This is a genomic window from Nonomuraea sp. NPDC051941 (assembly GCF_044593615.1).
This window is the reverse complement of the sequence record NZ_JBIUCF010000029.1, coordinates 39,033-58,261: the sequence shown is the minus strand read 5'-3', so window position 1 is coordinate 58,261 and position 19,229 is coordinate 39,033. Positions and strand designations below refer to the sequence as shown.

Below are 19,229 nucleotides of genomic sequence, written 5' to 3'. Positions count from 1 at the left end.
CCCCGAACTGAGTCTCGGTAATCCCACGTGTTTATCCACAGGCTGTGGATCCCGCTGCGCGCACCCGGCCATGATCCGGTTCACCGCTCATCGCTACGCTGCCAAGGTGAACAACGGCTACGTGGAACTGAGCAGGGAGCAGTGGAGCGAGCTCCGCAAGAACACGCCCTTGACTCTCACCGCAGACGAGCTGGAAGAGCTTCGCGGCCTCGACGACCCCATCGACCTCACTGAAGTCACGGACATCTATCTCCCCCTGACCCGGCTGCTGAACCTGCACTTCACCGGGTCCAAAGAGCGCAGCAGCGTGCTGAGCGCGTTCCTCGGTCATCCCGAGCAGCGCGTGCCGTACATCCTGGGCATCGCGGGCAGCGTCGCGGTCGGCAAGTCGACGACGGCGCGGCTCCTGCACACCCTGCTGGCCCGCTGGCCCGAGCACCCGCACGTGGAGCTGATCACCACCGACAGCTTCCTCTACCCGAACGCGGTGCTGGAGGCCAAGGGGATCATGCACCGCAAGGGCTTCCCGGAGAGCTATGACCGCAGGGCGCTGGTCAGGTTCGTGGCGGAGGTGAAGGCCGGGGCGGCGGAGGTGCGCGCGCCGATCTACAGCCACCTGGAGTACGACATCGTGCCCAAGGCAAGCCAGGTCGTGAAAAGTCCGGATATCTTGATCATCGAGGGGCTCAACGTCCTCCAGCCGGCCCCGCCCACGTCCCTCGCGGTCAACGACTACTTCGACTTCTCCATCTACGTGGACGCCAAGGTCGAGGACATCCGCACCTGGTACGTCGACCGCTTCCACAAACTCCGTCGCACCGCCTTCGAGGACCCGAAGTCGTACTTCCGGTACATCGCGGAGCTCTCGTACGAGGAGGCCACGGCCTTCGCGGTCAACGTCTGGCGCGACATCAACGAGCGCAACCTGGTCGAGAACATCGCCCCCACAAGGGGCCGGGCCGACCTCGTGCTCAAGAAGGGCGCCGACCACTCGGTACGGCGGGTACGGCTCCGCCAGACCTGAGCACCTCCTCGAACAGGTAGAGGGCCAACCTGCCCCCGCACTCCTGGTCGTCCACCGCGGCGAACCAGCACTCCTCACCATGGTCGTGACATCGGTATCGGATCATGCACGTCAGCCTCACGCAGATGTGTCAAAACGCCATCAACGTCCGATAGACGACAATGGCCCCTGTGCTACATCTGCGACTGATCAGCCCGGCCGCGCGGACCGGCGAGGCGACGACGGTGTTGGAGGACTGCCCAGGCGTCACCAACATCGTCGTCCTGCCGGGCGCGGCCCGCGAGCCGGCGGGCGACGTGATCCTCTGCGACGCGGCCCGCGAGTCCGCCAACGAGGTGCTGAACCGGCTCAAGTGGCTGGAGACCGAGGGCTCCATCGCCATCGAGCAGGTCGATCTGTCGCTGTCCAGGGTCGCGACCGACGCGGTCGAGGAGGCGCCCGGCGATCCCGACGACGCCGTGGTGTGGGAGGAGCTCGCGCACCGGGTGCACGCCGACTCCCGCATGACGTGGGCGTACCTGGCCTTCCTGGCCATCGCCACGCAGCTCGCGGGCATCGGCATCCTGCAGAACTCCCCCATCCTGATCGTCGGCGCGATGGTGCTCGGGCCGGAGTTCGGCGCGGTCGCGGCCATCTGCTTCGGCCTGCTGCGCGGCAGGTGGCACCTGATCATCACGTCGCTGAGGACGCTGGTCATCGGGTTCACGCTGGCGATCGCGATCACCTTCGCCTGCGCGCTCGTCTCGAACTGGCTCGGCTGGATCGACATCGGCAACCTCACCAGGAACGAAGAGGTCCAGTTCATCGTCAAACCGGACCGGTGGTCGTTGATCGTGGCGCTGCTCGCGGGCGCGGCCGGGGTGCTGTCGGTCACGGCGGGCAAGTCGTCGGCCCTGGTCGGCGTCTTCATCTCGGTCACCACCGTGCCCGCGGCCGGCTACGTGGCCGTCGCGCTGGCGCTGGGCGACTGGAACGAAGTCTACGGCTCGGTCTCGCAACTCGCCGTCAACATCCTCGGCATGATCATCGCGGGCACGGGCACGTTGCTGGTCCAGCGGAAATTCTGGCCTCAAGTAGGACGGCGTTCATCCGTCTGAACGAGGCGGCGGCCCTCGCCCGCCCGGTACGGTCGGGCACATGCACATCCTCGCCACCGAGGGGCTGACCAAACGCTTCCCCACCGTCACCGCGGTCGACCAGCTCACGGTCACCGTGGGGCCCGGCGTCACCGGTCTGGTGGGGGCGAACGGCGCGGGCAAGTCGACGCTGCTCAAGATCCTGCTCGGCCTGCTGCCGCCCACCGGCGGCGCGGCCAAGGTGCTCGATCTGGACGTGACCGCGCAGGGCGCCGAGATCCGCCGGCTCGTCGGTTACATGCCCGAGCACGAATGCCTCCCGCCCGACGTCTCCGCCACCGAGCTGGTCGTCCACCTCGCACAGATGTCCGGCCTGCCGCGCACCGCCGCCCGCGAGCGCGCCGCCGACGTGCTGCGCCACGTGGGCCTGGCCGAAGAGCGCTACCGTGCCGTCGGGGGCTACTCCACGGGCATGAAGCAGCGCGTCAAGCTGGCCCAGGCCCTGGTGCACGACCCCAAGCTGGTCTTCCTGGACGAGCCCACCAACGGCCTCGACCCGCGCGGCCGCGACGAGATGCTGACGCTGATCAGGCGCATCGGCACCGAGTTCGGCATCAGCGTGCTGGTCACCTCCCACCTGCTGGGCGAGCTGGAGCGCATCTGCGACCACGTGATCGTCATCGACTCCGGGCGGCTGCTGCGCTCGTCCGCGATCGGCGAGTTCACCCAGGCCACGCAGACCGTCACGGTCGAGGTCGAGGAGGGGCTGGAGCCGCTGGCCGCCCGGCTGACCGAGGCCGGCCAGACGGTCTCGCAGCAGGGCCGCCTGCTGGTGGTCAAGGTTCTCGGGCCCGAGACGTTCGACGCGATCCGGGACGCCGCCGTCGACCTGGACCTCTGCCTCATCCGCCTCGAACAGGGACGTCACCGCATCGAGGACGTCTTCAGGGAGGAGGTGGCGGGTGTCTGAGATCTACGACATCGGCTACCGCCACTACGACGGGCCCCGGCTCGGCCGCGCCTACGCGACCCGGGCGCTGACCGTCCACAGCCTGCGCGGCATCTTCGGCCTCGGGCGCACGGCCCGCAGCAAGATCATGCCGTTCTCCCTCTTCGTCATCATGCTCCTGCCGGCCGTCGTGGCCGTCGCGACGATGGCCCTGGCCCAGCAGCGCATCCTCCCCTACAGCGGCTTCGCCGTCATCATGCAGGCCGTCGTCGCGGTCTTCCTGGCCGCGCAGGCGCCCACCGTGGTCGCGCCCGACCTGCGCTACCGCGTGCTGCCGCTCTACCTGTCGCGTCCCGTCTCGATCGCCGAGTACGTGGGCGCCAAGGTCACGGCGATGACCGCGGCGCTCTTCCTGCTGGTGGCGGTGCCCCTGACGTTGATCTACGCCGGCGAGCTGGTGGTGGACATGCCCGGGCCGCCGGCCACCGGCGAATACCTCGGCTCCGTCCTCATGGCGCTGCTGCTGGCCGTGCTGATGTCGTCGTTCGGGCTGGCGCTGGCCTCGTTCACGCCGCGGCGCGGGCTCGGGGTGGCCTCCGTGATCGCCGTCTACCTGCTGTCGTCGGCGTCGGTCCCGTTGATCTACGGGTCCCTGTACGCCTCGGGCAACGAGGCCGCGGCCTCCTGGGCCTGGCTGGCCAACCCGTTCTGGCTGGTGGACTCCGTACAGACCTGGCTGTTCGGCACCCCGCCGCACATCCCCGAAGGGGACTACCCGAGCGGGCCCACCTCGGCCGCGGCCCTCGTGGTGCTGGTGGCGCTCGCCGTGGGCGCCCTCGCGCTGCGCTACAGGAAGGCGGCCGCACGGTGAAGATCGAGCTGTCTCAGGTTTCCCGCTGGTACGGCAACGTGGTGGCGGTCAACGACGTCACCATGACGATCGGCCCCGGCGTCACGGGCCTGCTCGGCCCCAACGGGGCGGGCAAGTCCACACTCCTGCACATGATGGCGGGCTTCCTGTCGCCGTCCAACGGGTCGGTCACGCTGGACGGCCAGCAGGTCTGGAAGAACCACCACATTTACCGAAATATCGGCCTAGTCCCGGAACGGGAGGGCGTGTATGGCTTCCTCACCGGCTGGCAGTTCGTCCTCTCGGCCGCCCGCCTCCACGGGCTGGGCGACCCGGTCGAGGCGGCCCGCAAGGCCCTGGCCACGGTCGAGATGGAGGAGCCCAAGGACCGGCGTGTGGAGACGTACTCCAAGGGCATGCGCCAGCGCGTCAAGGTGGCCGCGGCGCTCGTCCACGACCCGCCCGTGCTCCTGCTCGACGAGCCGTTCAACGGCATGGACCCCCGCCAGCGCCTCCACCTCATGGACCTGATCCGCGCCATGGGCACGGCGGGCAAGACGATCCTGTTCAGCTCCCACATCCTGGAGGAGGTCGAACGGGTCGCCCAGCACATCGAGGTGCTGGTGGCGGGCCGGCACGCGGCGTCGGGCAACTTCCGCGAGATCCGGCGCCTGATGACCGACCGGCCCCACCTGTTCGTGATCCGTTCGAGCGACGACAGGAAGCTAGCCGCCGCCCTCATCCGCGACCACTCGACGGGCGGCATCACCCTCCGCCCCGACGGCCTGGAGGTCCAGGCCGCCGAGTTCCGCCGCTTCGCCTGGCTCCTCCCCCGGGTGGCCCAGACGGAAGGCGTACACCTGCACCAGGTCTCCCCTGCGGACGAGGACCTGGAGAGCGTCTTCTCCTACCTCATCAACAGGAGCACCTGATGAACACAGTCGTGGCGGGCATCACCTACCGGGCTCTGCTCGGGCGGCGGCGCATCATCCTGCTCCTGCTGCTGCCGCTCGCCCTGATCGGGCTGGCCGTGCTCTTCCGCGTGCTCGGCGGGGACGACCAGAGCGCGGCCGTGCAGCTGATGCAGAAGTTCGCCATCAGCACCATGCTCCCCCTGCTGGGCCTGATCGCCGGCACGGGCGTCATCGCCCCGGAGATCGACGACGGCACGATCATCCACCTGATGTCCAAGCCGATCTCCCGCCCGGTCATCGTCCGGACGAAGTTCCTGGTGGCGGCCTCGCTGATGGCCCTGTTCGGCGCCGTGCCCACCTACGTGGCGGCCTGGATCCTGGCCGGCAACGAGGACGGCATCGCCCCTGGATTCGCGCTCGGAGCCCTGGTGGCCGGCATCGCGTACGCCGCCGTCTTCCTCCTGCTGGGCGTCGTCACCCGGCACGCGGTCACGATCGGCATCATCTACGCCCTCGTCTGGGAGAGCGTGGTGGGCAACTTCATCCAGGGCGCCCGCAAGTTCTCGATCCAGCAGTGGGGCCAGACGATTGCCAAGCAGATCTCCGACTCGGCCTTCGTCGAGGCGGACGTCGCGCTGAGCTTCGCCCTACCCGCGCTGATCGTCGTCACGGTGGTCGGCGTCTTCTGGGCGGGGCAGCGGCTGCGGGTCTTCTCGCTCACCGGGGACGAATGAACGAACGGCCCGCGGGGGTCACCCCCGCGGGCCGTTCGGACAGTCGCTCAGACGCAGGCCGTGCGCACCACATCGGCGAGGCGGCCGGCCACCTGGGTGGCGTGCTCCTCCGACGCGGCCTCGACCATGACCCGGATCATCGGCTCGGTGCCGCTCGGCCTGATCAGGACCCGGCCCGTCTCCCCCAGCTCGCCCTCCGCCTCGGCGACGGCGGCCAGCAGCTCGGGGGCGGCGGCCTTGCCCTTGTCCACGTCCTTGACGTTGATCAGGATCTGCGGCAGCGGCGTCATCACCGCGGCCAGCTCCTTCAGCGACAGGCCCGACTTGGCCACCACGCCCAGCAGGTGGAGCGAGGTGAGCAGGCCGTCGCCGGTGGTGGCATGGTCGAGCATGATGACGTGGCCCGACTGCTCCCCGCCCAGGTTGTAGCCGTCGGACTTCATCCGCTCCAGCACGTAGCGGTCGCCGACCGCGGTCTCCACCACGGTGATGCCCGCGTCGCGCATGGCCAGCTTGAAGCCCAGGTTGGACATCACGGTCGCCACCACGGTGTCCTTGGCCAGCAGGCCCTCGCCGTGCATGGCGGCGGCGAGGATGGCCATGATGCGGTCGCCGTCGACGATCGCGCCCGTGTGGTCGATCGCCAGGCAGCGGTCGGCGTCGCCGTCGTAGGCCACGCCCAGGTCCGCCCCGCGCGACACGACGATCTGCGCGAGCTTGTCCAGGTGGGTGGAGCCGTGGCCGGCGTTGATGTTGAGGCCGTCGGGCCTGGCGCCGATGGCCTCGACCCTGGCGCCCGCCCGCACCAGCGCCTCCGGGGCCACCATGTGGGCGGCGCCGTGAGCGCAGTCGACCACGATGTTCAGCCCGTCGAGCGCGGCGTTCATCGTGGTCAGCAGGTGGGAGACGTACCGGTTGGCCTCACCGTACGCTTCCCGCACCCGGCCCACGGCCGAGCCGACGGGAAAGCTCCAGTCCTCGCCCAGCCGCCGTTCGATCTCGTCCTCGACCGCGTCCGACAGCTTGAAGCCGCCGCGGGCCAGGAACTTGATGCCGTTGTCCGGCGCCGGATTGTGCGAGGCCGACAGCATGACGCCGAGATCGGCGCCGAGCGCGGCGGTGAGGTGGGCGACGGCCGGGGTGGGAAGTACGCCGAGGCGCAGCACGTCCACACCGGACGCCGCGAGGCCGGCGACCACCGCGGCCTCGAGAAACTCTCCCGAGGCGCGAGGGTCCCGGCCCACGACCGCCACCGGCCTGCTCTTGCGGCCGGCAGCGGCGAACGCGCCCGCATCGCCGAGGACGTGAGCCGCCGCGACCGAAAGGTCCATGGCGAGCTGCGCCGTGAGGTCGCGACCCGCGACCCCACGTACCCCGTCGGTGCCGAAAAGGCGCGCCAATTTAGCGCTTGCTGTACTGCGGAGCCTTGCGGGCCTTCTTGAGGCCGTACTTCTTCCGCTCCGTGGCGCGGGCGTCACGGGTGAGGAAGCCGGCCTTCTTCAGCGGCGGCCGGTTGATCTCGACGTCCAGGATCGCCAGGGCGCGGGACAGGCCCATGCGCAGCGCGCCGGCCTGGCCGGTCACGCCGCCGCCGTCGATGCGCGCGATGACGTCGAACGCCTCCTCGGCGCCGAGCACCACGAAGGGCTCGTTGACGATCTGCTGGTGGACCTTGTTCGGGAAGTAGACGTCCAGCGAACGACCGTTGATCGTCCACTTGCCGGTGCCGGGGACGATGCGCACGCGGGCGATCGCCTCCTTGCGGCGGCCGGTGCCGTACGAGTTGCCCGTGGTGACGGGCTTGCGCACGGGCGCGTCGGCGCTGGCGGCGGACTCGGTGGTGTACTCGGACGGGAATTCCTCGCTGGAGATTTCCTCCAGCTCGGGCTCGACGGCCGTCTCGACACCGGTGGGCTCAGCCACGGTTCTCCTCTAACTCTTTCGAACTACTACTGGGCGATCTGGGTGATCTGGAACGGCACCGGCTGCTGAGCCTGGTGCGGGTGCTCGGAACCCGCGTAGACCTTCAGCTTCTTCGCCATCTTCCGGCCGAGGGAGTTCTTCGGAAGCATGCCCTTGACGGCCTTCTCGACGGCCTTGTCGGGCCGCTTCTCCATGAGCTCGCCATAGCTGACGGAACGCAGACCGCCCGGGTAGCCCGAGTGGCGGTACGCCTTCTTCTGCTCAAGCTTGTTACCACTGAGCGCGATCTTGTCCGCGTTGATCACGATGACGAAGTCACCGGTGTCGACGTGGGGAGCGAAGATCGGCTTGTGCTTGCCGCGGAGCAGGGTCGCGACGTGGCTGGCCAGCCGGCCCAGCACGACATCGGTCGCGTCGATGACGTACCACTGACGCTGGACGTCGGCGGGCTTCGGTGAGTACGTGCGCACGGTCGTAGCCTTCTTTATGCTCGCGTCTTCGGCGCTGTCGGATGCGACAGCTACATTTGGTCGGTCGGTGCGGGCACACGACGGCCCGGACCTTCCGTCTCCTCATTGCGGGAGATGACGCCGGACGCGCCGCGCATTGGTCACGCGGGACCTATGCACACAACGAACCTAAGCTACTCGCCCAAAGGCGCGCAGGTCAAAACGACCAGTAGCCCGCAGCGAGTCTACCCGAACGCAGAACGGTTAGGTTTCGTTTCCCTGGGACCTCTTCTTTCCCAGGACCAGACATCCCTATCGTTAGCGGCGGTATGTGGCAGAACTCTCACTCCCGGCCAACCCAGCGGGGCGCTCGGCGCCGGAATCACCTGGGGGTGCTGGCCTGCCTCATGACCGTGCTCTTCACGGGGGTGCTGCTCGGCCGGCTCACCGACGACGCCGAGCCGACCCCCCATGTCTATCTCAACGAGACCGCCCCGCCGGCCGCTGCCACCGCAAACCCCGCTCCGACGACGGCCAGGAAGGCGCAGCAGCAGGTCGAGATGATCCCCAGGGAGATCACGACCAAGGCCATGCCCCGCGGCCGGGCCACCCCCAAGGCCACCAGATCGCCCGACGGCCAGATCGCCGGGTTCAACTCCCAGGACAACCCCGCGATGCTCAGCGACGGCAGCGGCGGCGTGCAGATCATGCCCGGGCTGGCGGCCAAGGTCGTCTCGCTGACCAACTCCGCCCGGTCCCGCCACGGCTGCGGGGCGCTCAGGGTGGACTCCGGCCTCTCCAGCTCCGCGCGTACGCACTCGCTGGAGATGGCCCAGACCGGGCAGCTCGCGCACACCTCCCCCGACGGGTCGTCGCCGTGGGACCGGATGGAGCGCGCGGGATACCGCTGGGGCGCCGCCGAGAACATCGGCGCCGGGTACAGCACCCCCGACGAGGCGGTACGCGGCTGGCTCGACAGCCCCGACCACCGCAAGAACATCCTCGACTGCGGCCTGAAGGCCATCGGGGTGGGCGTCGCGTCCGGCCCGGACGGGCCATGGTGGACCCAGGACTTCGGAACCCGATGACGCGCATCACGGTAATGTCGCCGCATGGCTTTTCCCGAAGGACGTGAAAACAGCGCCCCCTATGGCATGGGGAGTGTCTTCCAGCCTGCGGGCAGACGCCGCGCTCCGAACGGTCCCGGCGGTCCGGCCGGCCCCGATGGTCCCGGCGGCCCCGGCCCTGGCGGACCCAGTGGCCCTGGCGGACCCGGCGGCCCTGGCGGTCCTGGCGGACCGGGCTTTTTCGGCGCCCCCAACGGCCCCGGCGCTCCTGGCGGCCCTGGCCCCGGCGGACCTGGCCCCGGCGGACCCGGCGGTCGCGGTCCCGGCGGTCCTGGCCCTGGCGGCCCCGGCGGTCCTGGCGGCCCTGGCCCTGGTGGACCCGGCGGCCCCGGCTTTTTCGGCGGCCCGGGCGGACCGGAAGGCCCTGGTGGACCCGGAGGTCCTGACGGCCCGGACTCCTCCGGCGACGGCGACGACGCCCCGCGCCGCTCCCGCCGTTCCCGCAAGCAACGCGCCGCCGACGACGCCGAGCAGGAGAGCAAGGCCGACAGCGCGCCGCAGGGCGACGACAGGGCACCGCAGAGCAGGGTCGGCTGGAGCCCGTACGACGAGGGCCCGCGCTCGCGCGCCCCGCTGTGGTTCGCCATCGGCGGCATAACGGTGCTCGGCCTGCTCGGCGGCGGCCTCGCGATGATGTGGAACGCCGACAAGCCCGTCACGGCCCAGACCACGACCCCTCGCATGACCGCGCCACCGCTCCCGTCGGCCCCGCCCGGCAAGTACGGCTTCGCGGCCGAACGGTCCACGGACCCCGAGCCGATCACGGTCAAGGAGATCTTCGGCAAGACGAAGAAGATCACGGTCGCGGGCCGGTCGTACGAGATGACGGTCACCAGCAAGGACAAGAAGTGCGCTGACGGCGCCCTGGGCGACGCCTTGAAGAAGGCGCTCAAGGACGGCAAGTGCAACCAGCTCGTACGCGCCAGCTTCCGCGACAAGGCCGGCAAGATCATCGGCACGGTCGGCGTGGCCAACCTCAAGACCAGCAAGCTAGCGTCCAAGGTGGCCAAGGTCGGCAGCACGGCCAACTACGTGAAGCCGCTGGCGGGCAAGGACAGTGTCACCAAGCAGCTCGGCTCGGGCGCGGGCGGCGCCAGGATCTGGACGCACGGCCACTACGCGATCATGGTCTGGTTCCAGAACAAGGACGGCACGAAGCCGGACAAGAAGGGCTCCAAGCAGATCTTCGGCGCCATCAACGACATCACCCAGGCGACGGTCTTCAAGGCTCTGGACAACCGCTCGGTCACTGGAAGCCCCCTGTAGCGAAAACGGCTTCTTATTCGATAAGCCCCCAAACGGGATGCCGGATCCCACTGGGAACGCTCATACCGACATAACGATCTCGCTACTCTCGCTAGGCTCGCCCTATGCGTGGCCAGGAACCCGGGTCTGAGCACGATCGCAGGGAAGCCGACGGATCGGCCGCACCAGCGACGCCACCGCCGAGCTTCGGCCAGACCAGCGGGCGAGACGTACCACCGGCGTTCGCCCCCGCCGACGAGGAACTGCGCGGCTCCTCCGACGACGCGGCGCACAGCCCTGACGACGACGCGCCGCCCGCCCCGTCGGGCGAGGCGGCAGACGTTCCCGTCTTCAGGGGAGCGCCGTACGAGTCGCCCGACTCCGGGACGCGACCCGCCGTCCCCGTCTTCGGGGGGCCGCCGCCCGACCCCGAGACGCGGCCCGCCGTTCCCGACTCCGACGAGCCGCCCGGCGTCCAGCCGTGGGAGGTGGCGGGCGACGACGCAGCGCCGTACGACTGGTACGACGACGAGTCCGAGCCCACCCGCCCGGGCGGCCTGCGCCCGCCGCACCCCGCCGCCGAGGCGGAGGACCCCGACCAGACGCTCATCGGCCGGTCGCGCCCCACGCTGGGCGAGCAGATACGAGCCGAACAGGTGCGGGCCATCCGCCCCTGGGACGACCCGGAGCCCGGCGCCTGGCCCGCAGAGCAGGCCGCGCCCGGCGGCCCGTCGTGGGAGCCGCCACCGGCGTTCACCGCCGCCGCGGCGGGCATGCCGGTGTGGCCCGCGCCGCCCAGCGACCCGAACGCCAAGCCGCCCTGGCCCGCCGCCACGGGCGAGCTGGTGGCCGAGCCCGACAACGACGAGCCGGGCTACGACCCCAACGCAACCCAACCGGAGGGACTCACCCGCCCGGCCCACTACTTCGACCCGGATGCGGCCCGCCGGGAGGCCGCCCAGCAGGCGGAGGGCAGGGCCCAGCCCTCGTCCATCGCCGACCAGGACACCCCTCCCGACGGCTTCCTGCCGGCCCCGATCGCCTCGCCGGAGGAGGACCTCGCCGAACCGGTGCCGTCCTCCTTCACCCCGAACCCCACCGAACACGGCACCCCGCCGCTCTCCCTGTCCGATCCGGCCAACCTGCCGGCCCACCCGCCCGAGCCCGGCGACGTGCCCGTCTGGCCCCCCAACCCACCATCCGAGGCCAAGCTGCCCGATCTCCCGTTCCCCAGGGACACCTGGGGACAGAAGCCCGCCGCCCCGCTCAGCCGGCCCCAGGGCGGCAGCCCGGCGTTCCCGCCTGGAGCGTTCAAACAGCCACCGTTCCAGACCCCGCCCCCGCCTCCCACCCCACCCGGCAAGAGCAAGCGGGCCCTGCTCGTCACGCTGGGCGCGCTGGCCCTGGCCGGGGTGGCGACCGGCGGATTCTTCGCCTACCAGGCGGTCACCTCCCCCACGCCCACCACGGCCGCCACCCGGCCCACCGCGTCAAGCGAGCCCAGCACCGAGACGCCCGCCGCCGCGGCGCCCTCCGACGCCCCCGACGGCACGTCCATCCTCAACTCCGAGCAGACCGACCCGCAGAAGCTGTCGCTCTCGGAGGCGTTCCCGAAGAAGAAGGTCAGCGCGGCGGGCACGACGTTCACCAGGGTCAAGGCGGCCGTCGAGACGAGCTGCGACAAGGCCGCCACAGGGGACTTCGCGGACGCGCTGAAAGAGCAGAAGTGCAGCCGCGTGCTCAGGGCCACCTACGTCGACAGCAAGCACCGCTACGCGGTCACCACGGGCATAGCGGTCCTGCCCGACAAGGACGCGGCCATCATCGCCGACCAGTCCAAGAACCTCTCACGCAACGTCTGGTTCCGCCCGCTCCCCGGCGCCGACGGCTCGGGCGGCGAGCGCGTGAACATCGCCGGCGGCTACGCGGCCGGGCTGGTGTGGGGCCGCTACATCATCTTCAGCTACGCCACCTACGCCGACGGCCACACCCCCGAGTCCAAGGAGAAGACGCTGCCCAAGGTCAGCGGGGCGTTCCGGGACCAGACCTCACTCGTCCTCGAGCGCCGCGTCACCAAGGGCTGACGGCGTCCGCTGGAGGGCGGTGGTCCGCACTCGCCGCGTGGCCCGAGCCCGCGCGGCGAGCTCCGGCTCCGCCGGGTAGCCCACCTCCTCCAGGCACAGCCCGTGCGCGGGCGCGACGTGCACCCCCGAGTCCCGTACGGCCCGCGCCAGCACCTGGCCGGGCCACTCCACCGGCCGGCTGCCGTCACCGGCCGCCAGCAGCGACCCGACCAGCGCCCGAACCATCGAGTGGCAGAACGCGTCCGCCACGACGGTCGCCACCAGCACCCCGTCGGGCTCGCGCGCCCAGTCCAGCCGCTGCAGCTCCCTGATCGTGGTCGCGCCCTCGCGCTTCTTGCAGAACGCCGCGAAGTCGTGCTCCCCGAGCAGCCGCGCCGCCGCCGCGTTGAGCGCGCCGGCGTCCAGCGACCGGTTGTGCCAGACCACCTCGCGCCGCCGCAGCGGGTCGACGCCGCCCACCGCGTCGCTCACCCGGTACGCGTACCGCCGGAACATCGCCGAGAAACGCGCGTCGAAGCCCTCAGGAGCCACGGAGACCCGATGAACGCGTACATCTGGAGGCAGGACCCCGCCGAGGCGCCTGACAAGCGCAGCGAGCCGCTCATGGACGTCCAGGGGCCCTCTGTTGCCGTCGAGCTCGGCCAGAGACCCGTCGGGCACGTCCACGTGGGCCACCTGGCCGCGCGCGTGCACGCCGGCGTCGGTGCGGCCGGCCACGGTCAGCATCGCGGGCTCGCCGAGGCGCAGGATCCTGCCGAGCGCCTGCTCGATCTCGCCCTGGACGGTCCGGCGTCCCGGCTGCCTGGCCCATCCGGAGAAGTCGGTCCCGTCGTACGCGAGGCCGAGGCGGAGCCGTACCACGATGATCCTCCTTCAACTGAAAACGGGCCCGCACCCCGCAGGGGGTCCGGGCCCGTCTCGTCCGACCTGAAAGATCAGGCCTCGTCCTTCTTCGCCTCAGCCTCGGCGGCCGGGGCCTCCTCCGCAGCGGGGGTCTCCTCGGCGGCGGCCTCGGGGGCCTCCGGAGCCTCGGTCTCCTCCGCGGCGGGCGCCGGAGCCGCGGCGGCGGCCGGGGCCTCGGTGCGGCGGGTCGTGACGCCGTTCAGCGGCTCGGCCACCAGCTCGATGACCGCCATCGGGGCGTTGTCGCCCTTGCGCGGACCGACCTTGGTGATCCGGGTGTAGCCACCGGGACGCTCGGCGAACGTCGTCGCGATCTCGGTGAAGAGGTGGTGTACGACGCCCTTGTCCTTGACGACGGTCAGGACCTGGCGACGGTTGTGGATGTCGCCCTTCTTCGCCTTGGTGATCAGGCGCTCCGCCAGCGGGCGCAGGCGCTTGGCCTTGGCGACCGTCGTGCGGATCTTGCCGTGGCGGAACAGATCGGTGGCCAGGTTGGCCAGGATCAGCCGCTCGTGCGCCGGGCTGCCGCCAAGACGTGCACCCTTGGTGGGCTTGGGCATGGTCTTTCTCCTCCTGGATTAACCCGCCCCGGCCGTACCAGGTACCGGAGTCGGGCCGGATCGCAGTCGCTCATGCGATCCGTTGCTGTGGCCCCGCGCCATGACACCGCGCGGGGCCTTCGAAAAGCGGATCAGTACTGCTCGGTCTCGACGTACGCGCTGTCGTCGTCGTCGTAGCCGCCGCCGGCCACCGCGCTCGGGTCGAACCCGGGCGGGGAGTCCTTGAGCGCCAGCGACATCTCGTGCAGCTTCTGCTTGACCTCTTCGATCGACTTGGCGCCGAAGTTGCGGATGTCCAGCAGGTCCTGCTCACTGCGCGCGACGAGCTCACCCACGGTGTGGATGCCCTCGCGCTTGAGGCAGTTGTAGGAGCGAACGGTGAGGTTGAGCTCCTCGATCGGCAGCGCCAGATCGGCGGCCAGGGCGGCGTCGGTCGGCGACGGGCCGATGTCGATGCCCTCGGCCTCGACGTTGAGCTCGCGGGCCAGGCCGAAGAGCTCGACGAGGGTCTTACCGGCGGAGGCCACCGCGTCGCGGGGCTTCATGGCCGGCTTGGTCTCGACGTCGAGGATGAGACGGTCGAAGTCGGTGCGCTGCTCGACTCGGGTCGCCTCGACCTTGTAGGTGACCTTGAGCACCGGGGAGTAGATCGAGTCGATCGGAATGCGACCGATCTCCTGGCCCGGCTGCTTGTTCTGGGCGGCGGAGACGTAGCCGCGACCGCGCTCGACGGTCAGCTCCATCTCCAGCTTCGCCTTGCCGTTGAGCGTGGCGATGCGCAGCTCGGGGTTGTGCACCTCGACACCGGCCGGCGGCGCGATGTCGGCGGCGGTGACCTCACCCGGGCCCTGCTTGCGCAGGTACATCACGACCGGCTCGTCGTGCTCGGAGGAGACGACCAGCTCCTTGAGGTTGAGGATGATGTCAGTGACGTCTTCCTTGACCCCGGGAACGGTCGAGAACTCGTGCAGGACGCCCTCGATCCGGATGCTCGTCACGGCCGCGCCCGGAATGGACGACAGCAGCGTGCGGCGGAGCGAGTTGCCGATGGTGTAACCGAAGCCCGGCTCCAGCGGTTCGATGACGAACCGGGACCGGGTGTCGTCGAGCGACTCTTCGAGAAGAGTCGGGCGCTGAGCGATCAGCATGCGGGGTCTCCCCTTTTTCGTGTGGCGCCCGCTATATGACGCCACTCCGATAAACAGCGTAGTTGAGGTGCGGAAATCCGCACCTCAACTCAGGCTCACTTCGAGTAGTACTCGACGATGAGCTGCTCCTGGACCTGGGTGTCGATCTGCTGGCGAACCGGCAGCTGGTGAACCAGGACGCGGAGCTTCTCGGGCACGACGCCGAGCCACGCGGGAACGGTGCGCTCGCCCGCGGTCGCCCTGGCGACCTCGTAGGGCAGAAGGTTGCGCTTGTTCTCGCGGACCTCGATGATGTCGTGCTCGCGAATGCGGTAGGACGGGATGTCGACCTTCTTGCCGTTCACCAGGATGTGGCCGTGGCGCACCTGCTGGCGGGCGGCGTCACGCGACTGGGCGAACCCGGCGCGGTAGACGACGTTGTCGAGACGGCTCTCCAGGATCTGGAGCAGCGCCTCACCGGTCTTGCCGGTCTTGCGGGTGGCTTCCTCGTAGTAGTTGTGGAACTGCTTCTCGAGGACGCCGTAGATGCGGCGGGTCTTCTGCTTCTCACGAAGCTGAAGCTGGTACTCGGACTCCTTGGGACGTCCGCGGCCGTGCTCACCCGGCGGGTAAGGACGGATCTCGATGGGGCACTTGGCAGACTCGCACTTGCTGCCCTTGAGGAAGAGCTTGGTCTTCTCGCGACGGCAGAGCTTGCAGTCGGCGCCCGTGTAACGAGCCATTTCTCAATATCTCCTGGGCTTGTTCAGACGCGGCGGCGCTTCGGCGGCCGGCAACCGTTGTGCGGGACCGGGGTGACGTCCTGGATCGAACCCACCTCGAGGCCGGTGGCCTGGAGGGAGCGGATCGCGGTCTCACGGCCGGAGCCGGGACCCTTGACGAAGACGTCCACCTTGCGCATGCCGTGCTCCATGGCGCGGCGAGCGGCGTTTTCCGCGGCCATCTGGGCGGCGAACGGGGTGGACTTACGGGAGCCCTTGAAACCCACGTGGCCGGCGCTGGCCCAGGAGATCACGTTCCCGTTGGGGTCCGTGATCGAGACGATGGTGTTGTTGAACGTGCTCTTGATGTGGGCGTGCCCGTGAGCGACGTTCTTCTTTTCCTTGCGGCGCACCTTCTTCGGGGCGCCCTGACGGCTCTTAGGAGGCATTGTTTGCCATTACTCCTGAGGTCTTCGGTCCGCGGCTGTGGACTACTTCTTACCGGGCTTCTTCTTACCGGCCACGGTCTTCTTCTTGCCCTTGCGGGTGCGCGCGTTGGTCTGCGTGCGCTGGCCGTGGACGGGCAGGCCCTTGCGGTGCCGGATGCCCTGGTAGCAACCGATTTCGATCTTGCGACGAATGTCGGCCTGGACCTCGCGGCGCAGGTCACCCTCGATCTTGAAGTTCGCCTCGATGTAGTCACGCATCGGGACGAGCTCGGTGTCCGAGAGCTGGTGCACGCGGAGGTCGCCGCTGACACCGGTGGCCTGGAGGATCTCCTGGGCGCGGGTGCGGCCGATTCCGTAGATGTAGGTGAGAGCGATCTCCAGCCGCTTCTCGCGGGGGAGGTCGACGCCAACCAGGCGAGCCATGGTCGGGCATTCTCCTTCTTTGTGGCGGAGGTCTTGCGCCGCACTACCCCTCCCCATGCCCGGGGTGAGGGCCCCGGCCTCCGACCGGGGGTCTCCAGAGCGGTTCGAGCCTTTCGAAAAGGGCCCGCCTGCTCAGGTGTGAGACGCGATTACTGACTCAGGCTCCTCATGCGTCGAGCCCGCTCCCTCAATCGGGGCGGACTCGGAGGAGCCTTGCGGCGACTAACCCTGGCGCTGCTTGTGGCGCAGGTTGTCGCAGATCACCATGACGCGACCGTGCCGGCGGATCACCTTGCACTTGTCGCAGATCTTCTTGACGCTCGGCTTTACCTTCATTGTCCTTCGTGATTCCTCAGACGTCTTACTTGTATCGGTAGACGATCCGCCCACGACTCAGGTCGTAGGGGCTCAGTTCAACGACTACCCGGTCGTCCGGCAGAATCCGGATGTAGTGCATCCGCATCCGCCCGCTGATATGGGCCAGGACCTTATGGCCGTTGTCGAGCTGCACCCGGAACATGGCGTTCGGGAGCGACTCGACCACAGTGCCCTCGATCTCGATGGCGCCGTCTTTCTTGGCCAAGATTCCTCGCGTTTCACTGATCGATCGTCTGAGGCTCCGGTTCACTAAGCAGCCGCGACTTCACGCTTCGAAGAGAGCGGCGACCGGCAAGGGCCGCCGACGCGTGATAGTCATAGTGAGCCGACTAAGGAGTGTACGACACCTGAGACTAAAACGCGAAACGCGTGCCAGGTGTCCTGACACAACCACGGACGAGTCTACCCCACGTTCACCGGCCTTCAGACCTTCCGGGGAAAGCGGAAGGCCCGCCGGGGGAGAGATCCCGGCGGGCCCTGTTCCCGAGGGTGGGGTCCTAGTAGATGCGGTGCGTCGGACCGCAGTACTTGGACGGGCCGCCCCAGCAGGTGTAGGTGTACAGCTTCTTGATGCCGAACTTCGACCAGGTCGCCTGGTACGAGCCGTCCCAGCCCTGGACGAACTTGTGCCAGCTGCCGCCGGAGTAGTACTTGAACCACACGTACCCCTTCTTCGGGGTGAACTCCTTGCCGTACCAGTGGGTGTAGACCTTGCCGTTCTGCTTCCAGGTCTTGCCGTAGGTGAAGGCCTTGTGGTTGCTGGAGTAGTACTTGCCCCAGCTGCTGATCGACGTGACCGACGACTGGGTGGCGGTGGCCGCCTGGGCGGCGGGGGCGACGGCGAGCCCGGTGAGGGCGATCGAGCCGGCGAGAGCGGTGGCCGCAAGAATCTTGCGCATTTCGGTTCCTCCGTGAGTCGTGCTTCCCGACACAGCTCACGTTAGGAATCCAGACATATCCGTACTGCGCACGAATGCACACAGTGCACTAGTGCACACAGCCCTACTTGTTCTTCTTCGACTTCTTGGGCTTGTCGGGCGGCGGGTTGCCGAAGACGGTGCTGATCAGCAGGATGACGCCCCACGGGCCCATGACCCACAGCGGCCAGGGGTAGATCAGGTGCTCGGACGTGAGGCTCACGATCAGCCAGATCACCCAGTTGATGCCGCTGGCCGACGCCCAGGCGCCCCAGGCCGCCCGCATGCCGGGATGCATGCCGGTGCGCCGTGCGGGGCTCTGCGGCACCGTGGCGGGCCGGTTGCGCAGGTCCACGTCCGGCAGGTCGACCGTGAGCTTGGCCAGCTCTCCGTACGTCCTGCTCGCGTAGAGCTGCTCGAGCCGTTCGTTGAACTCGTCCATCGTGATGCGGCCCTGCGCGGTGTGCTCGCGGAGGATGGCGGCGACGCGGTCGCGGTCGGCGTCGGAGGCTCGCATCTCGGGGCTGTTCGCCATCCCACCCACTCCCGGGGGTCAGTTCTGCGGTTGGGTAAGGCGCTCTTGCCCGCCGTCCAGAGCGGTCAGCACCCAAGGACCATTATGTGTCACGGCGACACTGTGCTCGAAGTGTGCGGACTGCTTGCCGTCGACCGTCACGACGGTCCACTCGTCGGCCAGCACGCGGGTGCGCTCGGTGCCCAGGTTCACCATGGGCTCGATGGCCAGGCACATGCCCTCTTCCAGCACCGGGCCCCGGCCGGGCCGGCCGTGGTTGGCGATCCACGGGTCCATGTGCATCTCGGTGCCGATGCCGTGGCCGCCGTACTCCGGGGGGATGCCGAAGCGGCCCTGCGACTTGACGTACCGCTCCACCTCGTAGCCGATGTCGGACAGGTGGCGGCCGACCCGCAGCGCCGCGATGCCGCGCCACATGGCCTCCTCGGTGATCCGCATCAGCTCGGTGAGCTTCGGGTCCACCTCGCCGACCGGGACCGTCACGGCCGAGTCGCCGTGCCAGCCGTCCAGGATCGCGCCGCAGTCGATGGAGATGACGTCGCCCTCGCGCAGCTTCCTGGCGTCGGTCGGGATGCCGTGCACCACCTCGTCGTTCACCGACGCGCAGATCGTCGCCGGGAAGCCCTGGTAGCCCTTGAACGACGGGATCGCGCCCTCGTCCCTGATCGCCTTCTCGGCGATGACGTCGAGGTCGAGCGGCGTCATGCCGGGCTCGACCGAGCGCTTCAGCAGGTCGAGCGTGCGCCCGACCACCAGGCCCGCCGCCCGCATCTTCTCCAGCTGCTCCGGCGACTTGATCTGGATACCGTGTCTGTTCCTTTTGAACATCTTCTGCCCCCC

The 19,229-nt window shown here is 69.2% G+C and carries 23 protein-coding genes; 9 read left to right on the top strand and 14 right to left on the bottom strand.

Going from position 1 to position 19,229, the window contains the following annotated elements; genetic code table 11:
• Positions 1-121: 121 nt before the first annotated feature.
• The 6 genes from coaA to ACIHFD_RS39195 all read left to right on the top strand — a co-directional run bounded on the left by coaA (position 122) and on the right by ACIHFD_RS39195 (position 5,547).
• Positions 122-1,024 carry a type I pantothenate kinase gene (gene coaA, locus ACIHFD_RS39220; RefSeq protein WP_364243812.1) on the top strand — a complete coding sequence of 301 codons (903 nt, stop codon included), beginning with the start codon at positions 122-124 and terminating at the stop codon, positions 1,022-1,024.
• Positions 1,025-1,194: 170 nt separating this feature from the next.
• Positions 1,195-2,121 (top strand): DUF389 domain-containing protein, encoded by a 927-nt coding sequence (locus tag ACIHFD_RS39215; RefSeq protein WP_397371264.1) that lies wholly within the window; start codon positions 1,195-1,197, stop codon positions 2,119-2,121.
• A 40-nt stretch (positions 2,122-2,161) separates the two neighbouring features.
• Entirely contained in the window at positions 2,162-3,070 is a 909-nt protein-coding gene (locus ACIHFD_RS39210; RefSeq protein ID WP_350731025.1) for an ABC transporter ATP-binding protein, read from the top strand.
• The gene (locus ACIHFD_RS39205; RefSeq protein WP_397371263.1) at positions 3,063-3,920 is read left to right on the top strand and encodes an ABC transporter permease; all 858 of its coding nucleotides are present in this window, start codon (positions 3,063-3,065) and stop codon (positions 3,918-3,920) included. Before ACIHFD_RS39210 ends, ACIHFD_RS39205 begins: the two co-directional genes overlap by 8 nt.
• Positions 3,917-4,831 (top strand): ABC transporter ATP-binding protein, encoded by a 915-nt coding sequence (locus tag ACIHFD_RS39200; RefSeq protein ID WP_397371262.1) that lies wholly within the window; start codon positions 3,917-3,919, stop codon positions 4,829-4,831. Before ACIHFD_RS39205 ends, ACIHFD_RS39200 begins: the two co-directional genes overlap by 4 nt.
• Positions 4,831-5,547, top strand: a complete 717-nt coding sequence (locus ACIHFD_RS39195; protein WP_397371261.1) for an ABC transporter permease — start codon at positions 4,831-4,833, stop codon at positions 5,545-5,547. Before ACIHFD_RS39200 ends, ACIHFD_RS39195 begins: the two co-directional genes overlap by 1 nt.
• 47 nt (positions 5,548-5,594) lie before the next feature.
• Here the strand turns inward: ACIHFD_RS39195 and glmM are convergent, their stop codons facing one another.
• Genes glmM through rplM form a run of 3 tightly spaced genes read right to left on the bottom strand, consistent with a single transcriptional unit; the run spans position 5,595 to position 7,940 of the window.
• Entirely contained in the window at positions 5,595-6,947 is a 1,353-nt protein-coding gene (gene glmM, locus ACIHFD_RS39190) for a phosphoglucosamine mutase (protein ID WP_350731018.1), read from the bottom strand.
• Position 6,948: 1 nt separating this feature from the next.
• Positions 6,949-7,470, bottom strand: a complete 522-nt coding sequence (gene rpsI / locus ACIHFD_RS39185; RefSeq protein WP_350731016.1) for a 30S ribosomal protein S9 — start codon at positions 7,468-7,470, stop codon at positions 6,949-6,951.
• A 26-nt stretch (positions 7,471-7,496) separates the two neighbouring features.
• A complete protein-coding gene (gene rplM, locus ACIHFD_RS39180) occupies positions 7,497-7,940 on the bottom strand; it encodes a 50S ribosomal protein L13 (protein WP_185070656.1) in 444 nt (147 codons plus the stop codon).
• 386 nt (positions 7,941-8,326) lie between these two features.
• On the opposite strand from rplM, the gene ACIHFD_RS39175 reads away from it, so the two are divergent.
• From ACIHFD_RS39175 to ACIHFD_RS39165, 3 genes are all read left to right on the top strand, one after another.
• Positions 8,327-9,007 (top strand): CAP domain-containing protein, encoded by a 681-nt coding sequence (locus ACIHFD_RS39175; RefSeq protein WP_363962206.1) that lies wholly within the window; start codon positions 8,327-8,329, stop codon positions 9,005-9,007.
• 639 nt (positions 9,008-9,646) lie between these two features.
• Positions 9,647-10,312, top strand: a complete 666-nt coding sequence (locus ACIHFD_RS39170; protein WP_397371260.1) for a hypothetical protein — start codon at positions 9,647-9,649, stop codon at positions 10,310-10,312.
• A 104-nt stretch (positions 10,313-10,416) separates the two neighbouring features.
• A complete protein-coding gene (locus ACIHFD_RS39165) occupies positions 10,417-12,375 on the top strand; it encodes a hypothetical protein (protein ID WP_397371259.1) in 1,959 nt (652 codons plus the stop codon).
• On the opposite strand, the gene truA is transcribed toward ACIHFD_RS39165, so the two are convergent.
• The 11 genes from truA to map all read right to left on the bottom strand — a co-directional run bounded on the left by truA (position 12,340) and on the right by map (position 19,217).
• Entirely contained in the window at positions 12,340-13,236 is an 897-nt protein-coding gene (gene truA / locus ACIHFD_RS39160) for a tRNA pseudouridine(38-40) synthase TruA (protein ID WP_397371258.1), read from the bottom strand. The two genes, ACIHFD_RS39165 and truA, sit on opposite strands and share 36 nt — an antisense overlap.
• Before the next feature lie 74 nt (positions 13,237-13,310).
• Complete coding sequence (gene rplQ, locus ACIHFD_RS39155) at positions 13,311-13,838, bottom strand: 50S ribosomal protein L17 (RefSeq protein WP_397371257.1); 528 nt, start codon at positions 13,836-13,838, stop codon at positions 13,311-13,313.
• Between the two features lie 131 nt (positions 13,839-13,969).
• Positions 13,970-14,986, bottom strand: coding sequence for a DNA-directed RNA polymerase subunit alpha (locus ACIHFD_RS39150; protein ID WP_350731004.1), 1,017 nt, complete (start codon positions 14,984-14,986; stop codon positions 13,970-13,972).
• A 95-nt stretch (positions 14,987-15,081) separates the two neighbouring features.
• Entirely contained in the window at positions 15,082-15,708 is a 627-nt protein-coding gene (gene rpsD, locus ACIHFD_RS39145) for a 30S ribosomal protein S4 (protein ID WP_185070645.1), read from the bottom strand.
• A 23-nt stretch (positions 15,709-15,731) separates the two neighbouring features.
• Entirely contained in the window at positions 15,732-16,136 is a 405-nt protein-coding gene (rpsK, locus tag ACIHFD_RS39140) for a 30S ribosomal protein S11 (protein WP_020542285.1), read from the bottom strand.
• A 42-nt stretch (positions 16,137-16,178) separates the two neighbouring features.
• Positions 16,179-16,559 carry a 30S ribosomal protein S13 gene (gene rpsM / locus ACIHFD_RS39135; protein WP_125644650.1) on the bottom strand — a complete coding sequence of 127 codons (381 nt, stop codon included), beginning with the start codon at positions 16,557-16,559 and terminating at the stop codon, positions 16,179-16,181.
• Between the two features lie 222 nt (positions 16,560-16,781).
• The gene (gene rpmJ, locus ACIHFD_RS39130; protein WP_003956441.1) at positions 16,782-16,895 is read right to left on the bottom strand and encodes a 50S ribosomal protein L36; all 114 of its coding nucleotides are present in this window, start codon (positions 16,893-16,895) and stop codon (positions 16,782-16,784) included.
• Between the two features lie 25 nt (positions 16,896-16,920).
• On the bottom strand, positions 16,921-17,142 hold the full coding sequence (infA, locus tag ACIHFD_RS39125) for a translation initiation factor IF-1 (RefSeq protein WP_012887858.1): 222 nt from the start codon (positions 17,140-17,142) through the stop codon (positions 16,921-16,923).
• Between the two features lie 292 nt (positions 17,143-17,434).
• Positions 17,435-17,836 carry a hypothetical protein gene (locus tag ACIHFD_RS39120; RefSeq protein ID WP_397371256.1) on the bottom strand — a complete coding sequence of 134 codons (402 nt, stop codon included), beginning with the start codon at positions 17,834-17,836 and terminating at the stop codon, positions 17,435-17,437.
• 103 nt (positions 17,837-17,939) lie between these two features.
• Positions 17,940-18,389, bottom strand: a complete 450-nt coding sequence (locus ACIHFD_RS39115; protein ID WP_397371255.1) for a DUF1707 domain-containing protein — start codon at positions 18,387-18,389, stop codon at positions 17,940-17,942.
• 18 nt (positions 18,390-18,407) lie between these two features.
• Positions 18,408-19,217: a type I methionyl aminopeptidase gene (gene map, locus ACIHFD_RS39110; protein ID WP_350730997.1), complete on the bottom strand. Its 810-nt coding sequence runs from the start codon at positions 19,215-19,217 to the stop codon at positions 18,408-18,410.
• Positions 19,218-19,229 lie beyond the last annotated feature (12 nt).

Bases quoted from the DNA above. Each gene is read 5' to 3' on its own strand.
- ACIHFD_RS39210 (WP_350731025.1), top strand. From the start codon at position 2,162: ATGCACATCCTCGCCACCGAGGGGCTGACCAAACGCTTCCCCACCGTC.
- ACIHFD_RS39195 (WP_397371261.1), top strand. From the start codon at position 4,831: ATGAACACAGTCGTGGCGGGCATCACCTACCGGGCTCTGCTCGGGCGG.
- ACIHFD_RS39175 (WP_363962206.1), top strand. From the start codon at position 8,327: ATGACCGTGCTCTTCACGGGGGTGCTGCTCGGCCGGCTCACCGACGAC.
- ACIHFD_RS39165 (WP_397371259.1), top strand. From the start codon at position 10,417: ATGCGTGGCCAGGAACCCGGGTCTGAGCACGATCGCAGGGAAGCCGAC.
- rplQ (WP_397371257.1), bottom strand. From the start codon at position 13,838: ATGCCCAAGCCCACCAAGGGTGCACGTCTTGGCGGCAGCCCGGCGCAC.
- ACIHFD_RS39150 (WP_350731004.1), bottom strand. From the start codon at position 14,986: ATGCTGATCGCTCAGCGCCCGACTCTTCTCGAAGAGTCGCTCGACGAC.
- rpsD (WP_185070645.1), bottom strand. From the start codon at position 15,708: ATGGCTCGTTACACGGGCGCCGACTGCAAGCTCTGCCGTCGCGAGAAG.
- rpsK (WP_020542285.1), bottom strand. From the start codon at position 16,136: ATGCCTCCTAAGAGCCGTCAGGGCGCCCCGAAGAAGGTGCGCCGCAAG.
- rpsM (WP_125644650.1), bottom strand. From the start codon at position 16,559: ATGGCTCGCCTGGTTGGCGTCGACCTCCCCCGCGAGAAGCGGCTGGAG.
- rpmJ (WP_003956441.1), bottom strand. From the start codon at position 16,895: ATGAAGGTAAAGCCGAGCGTCAAGAAGATCTGCGACAAGTGCAAGGTG.
- ACIHFD_RS39120 (WP_397371256.1), bottom strand. From the start codon at position 17,836: ATGCGCAAGATTCTTGCGGCCACCGCTCTCGCCGGCTCGATCGCCCTC.
- ACIHFD_RS39115 (WP_397371255.1), bottom strand. From the start codon at position 18,389: ATGGCGAACAGCCCCGAGATGCGAGCCTCCGACGCCGACCGCGACCGC.
- map (WP_350730997.1), bottom strand. From the start codon at position 19,217: ATGTTCAAAAGGAACAGACACGGTATCCAGATCAAGTCGCCGGAGCAG.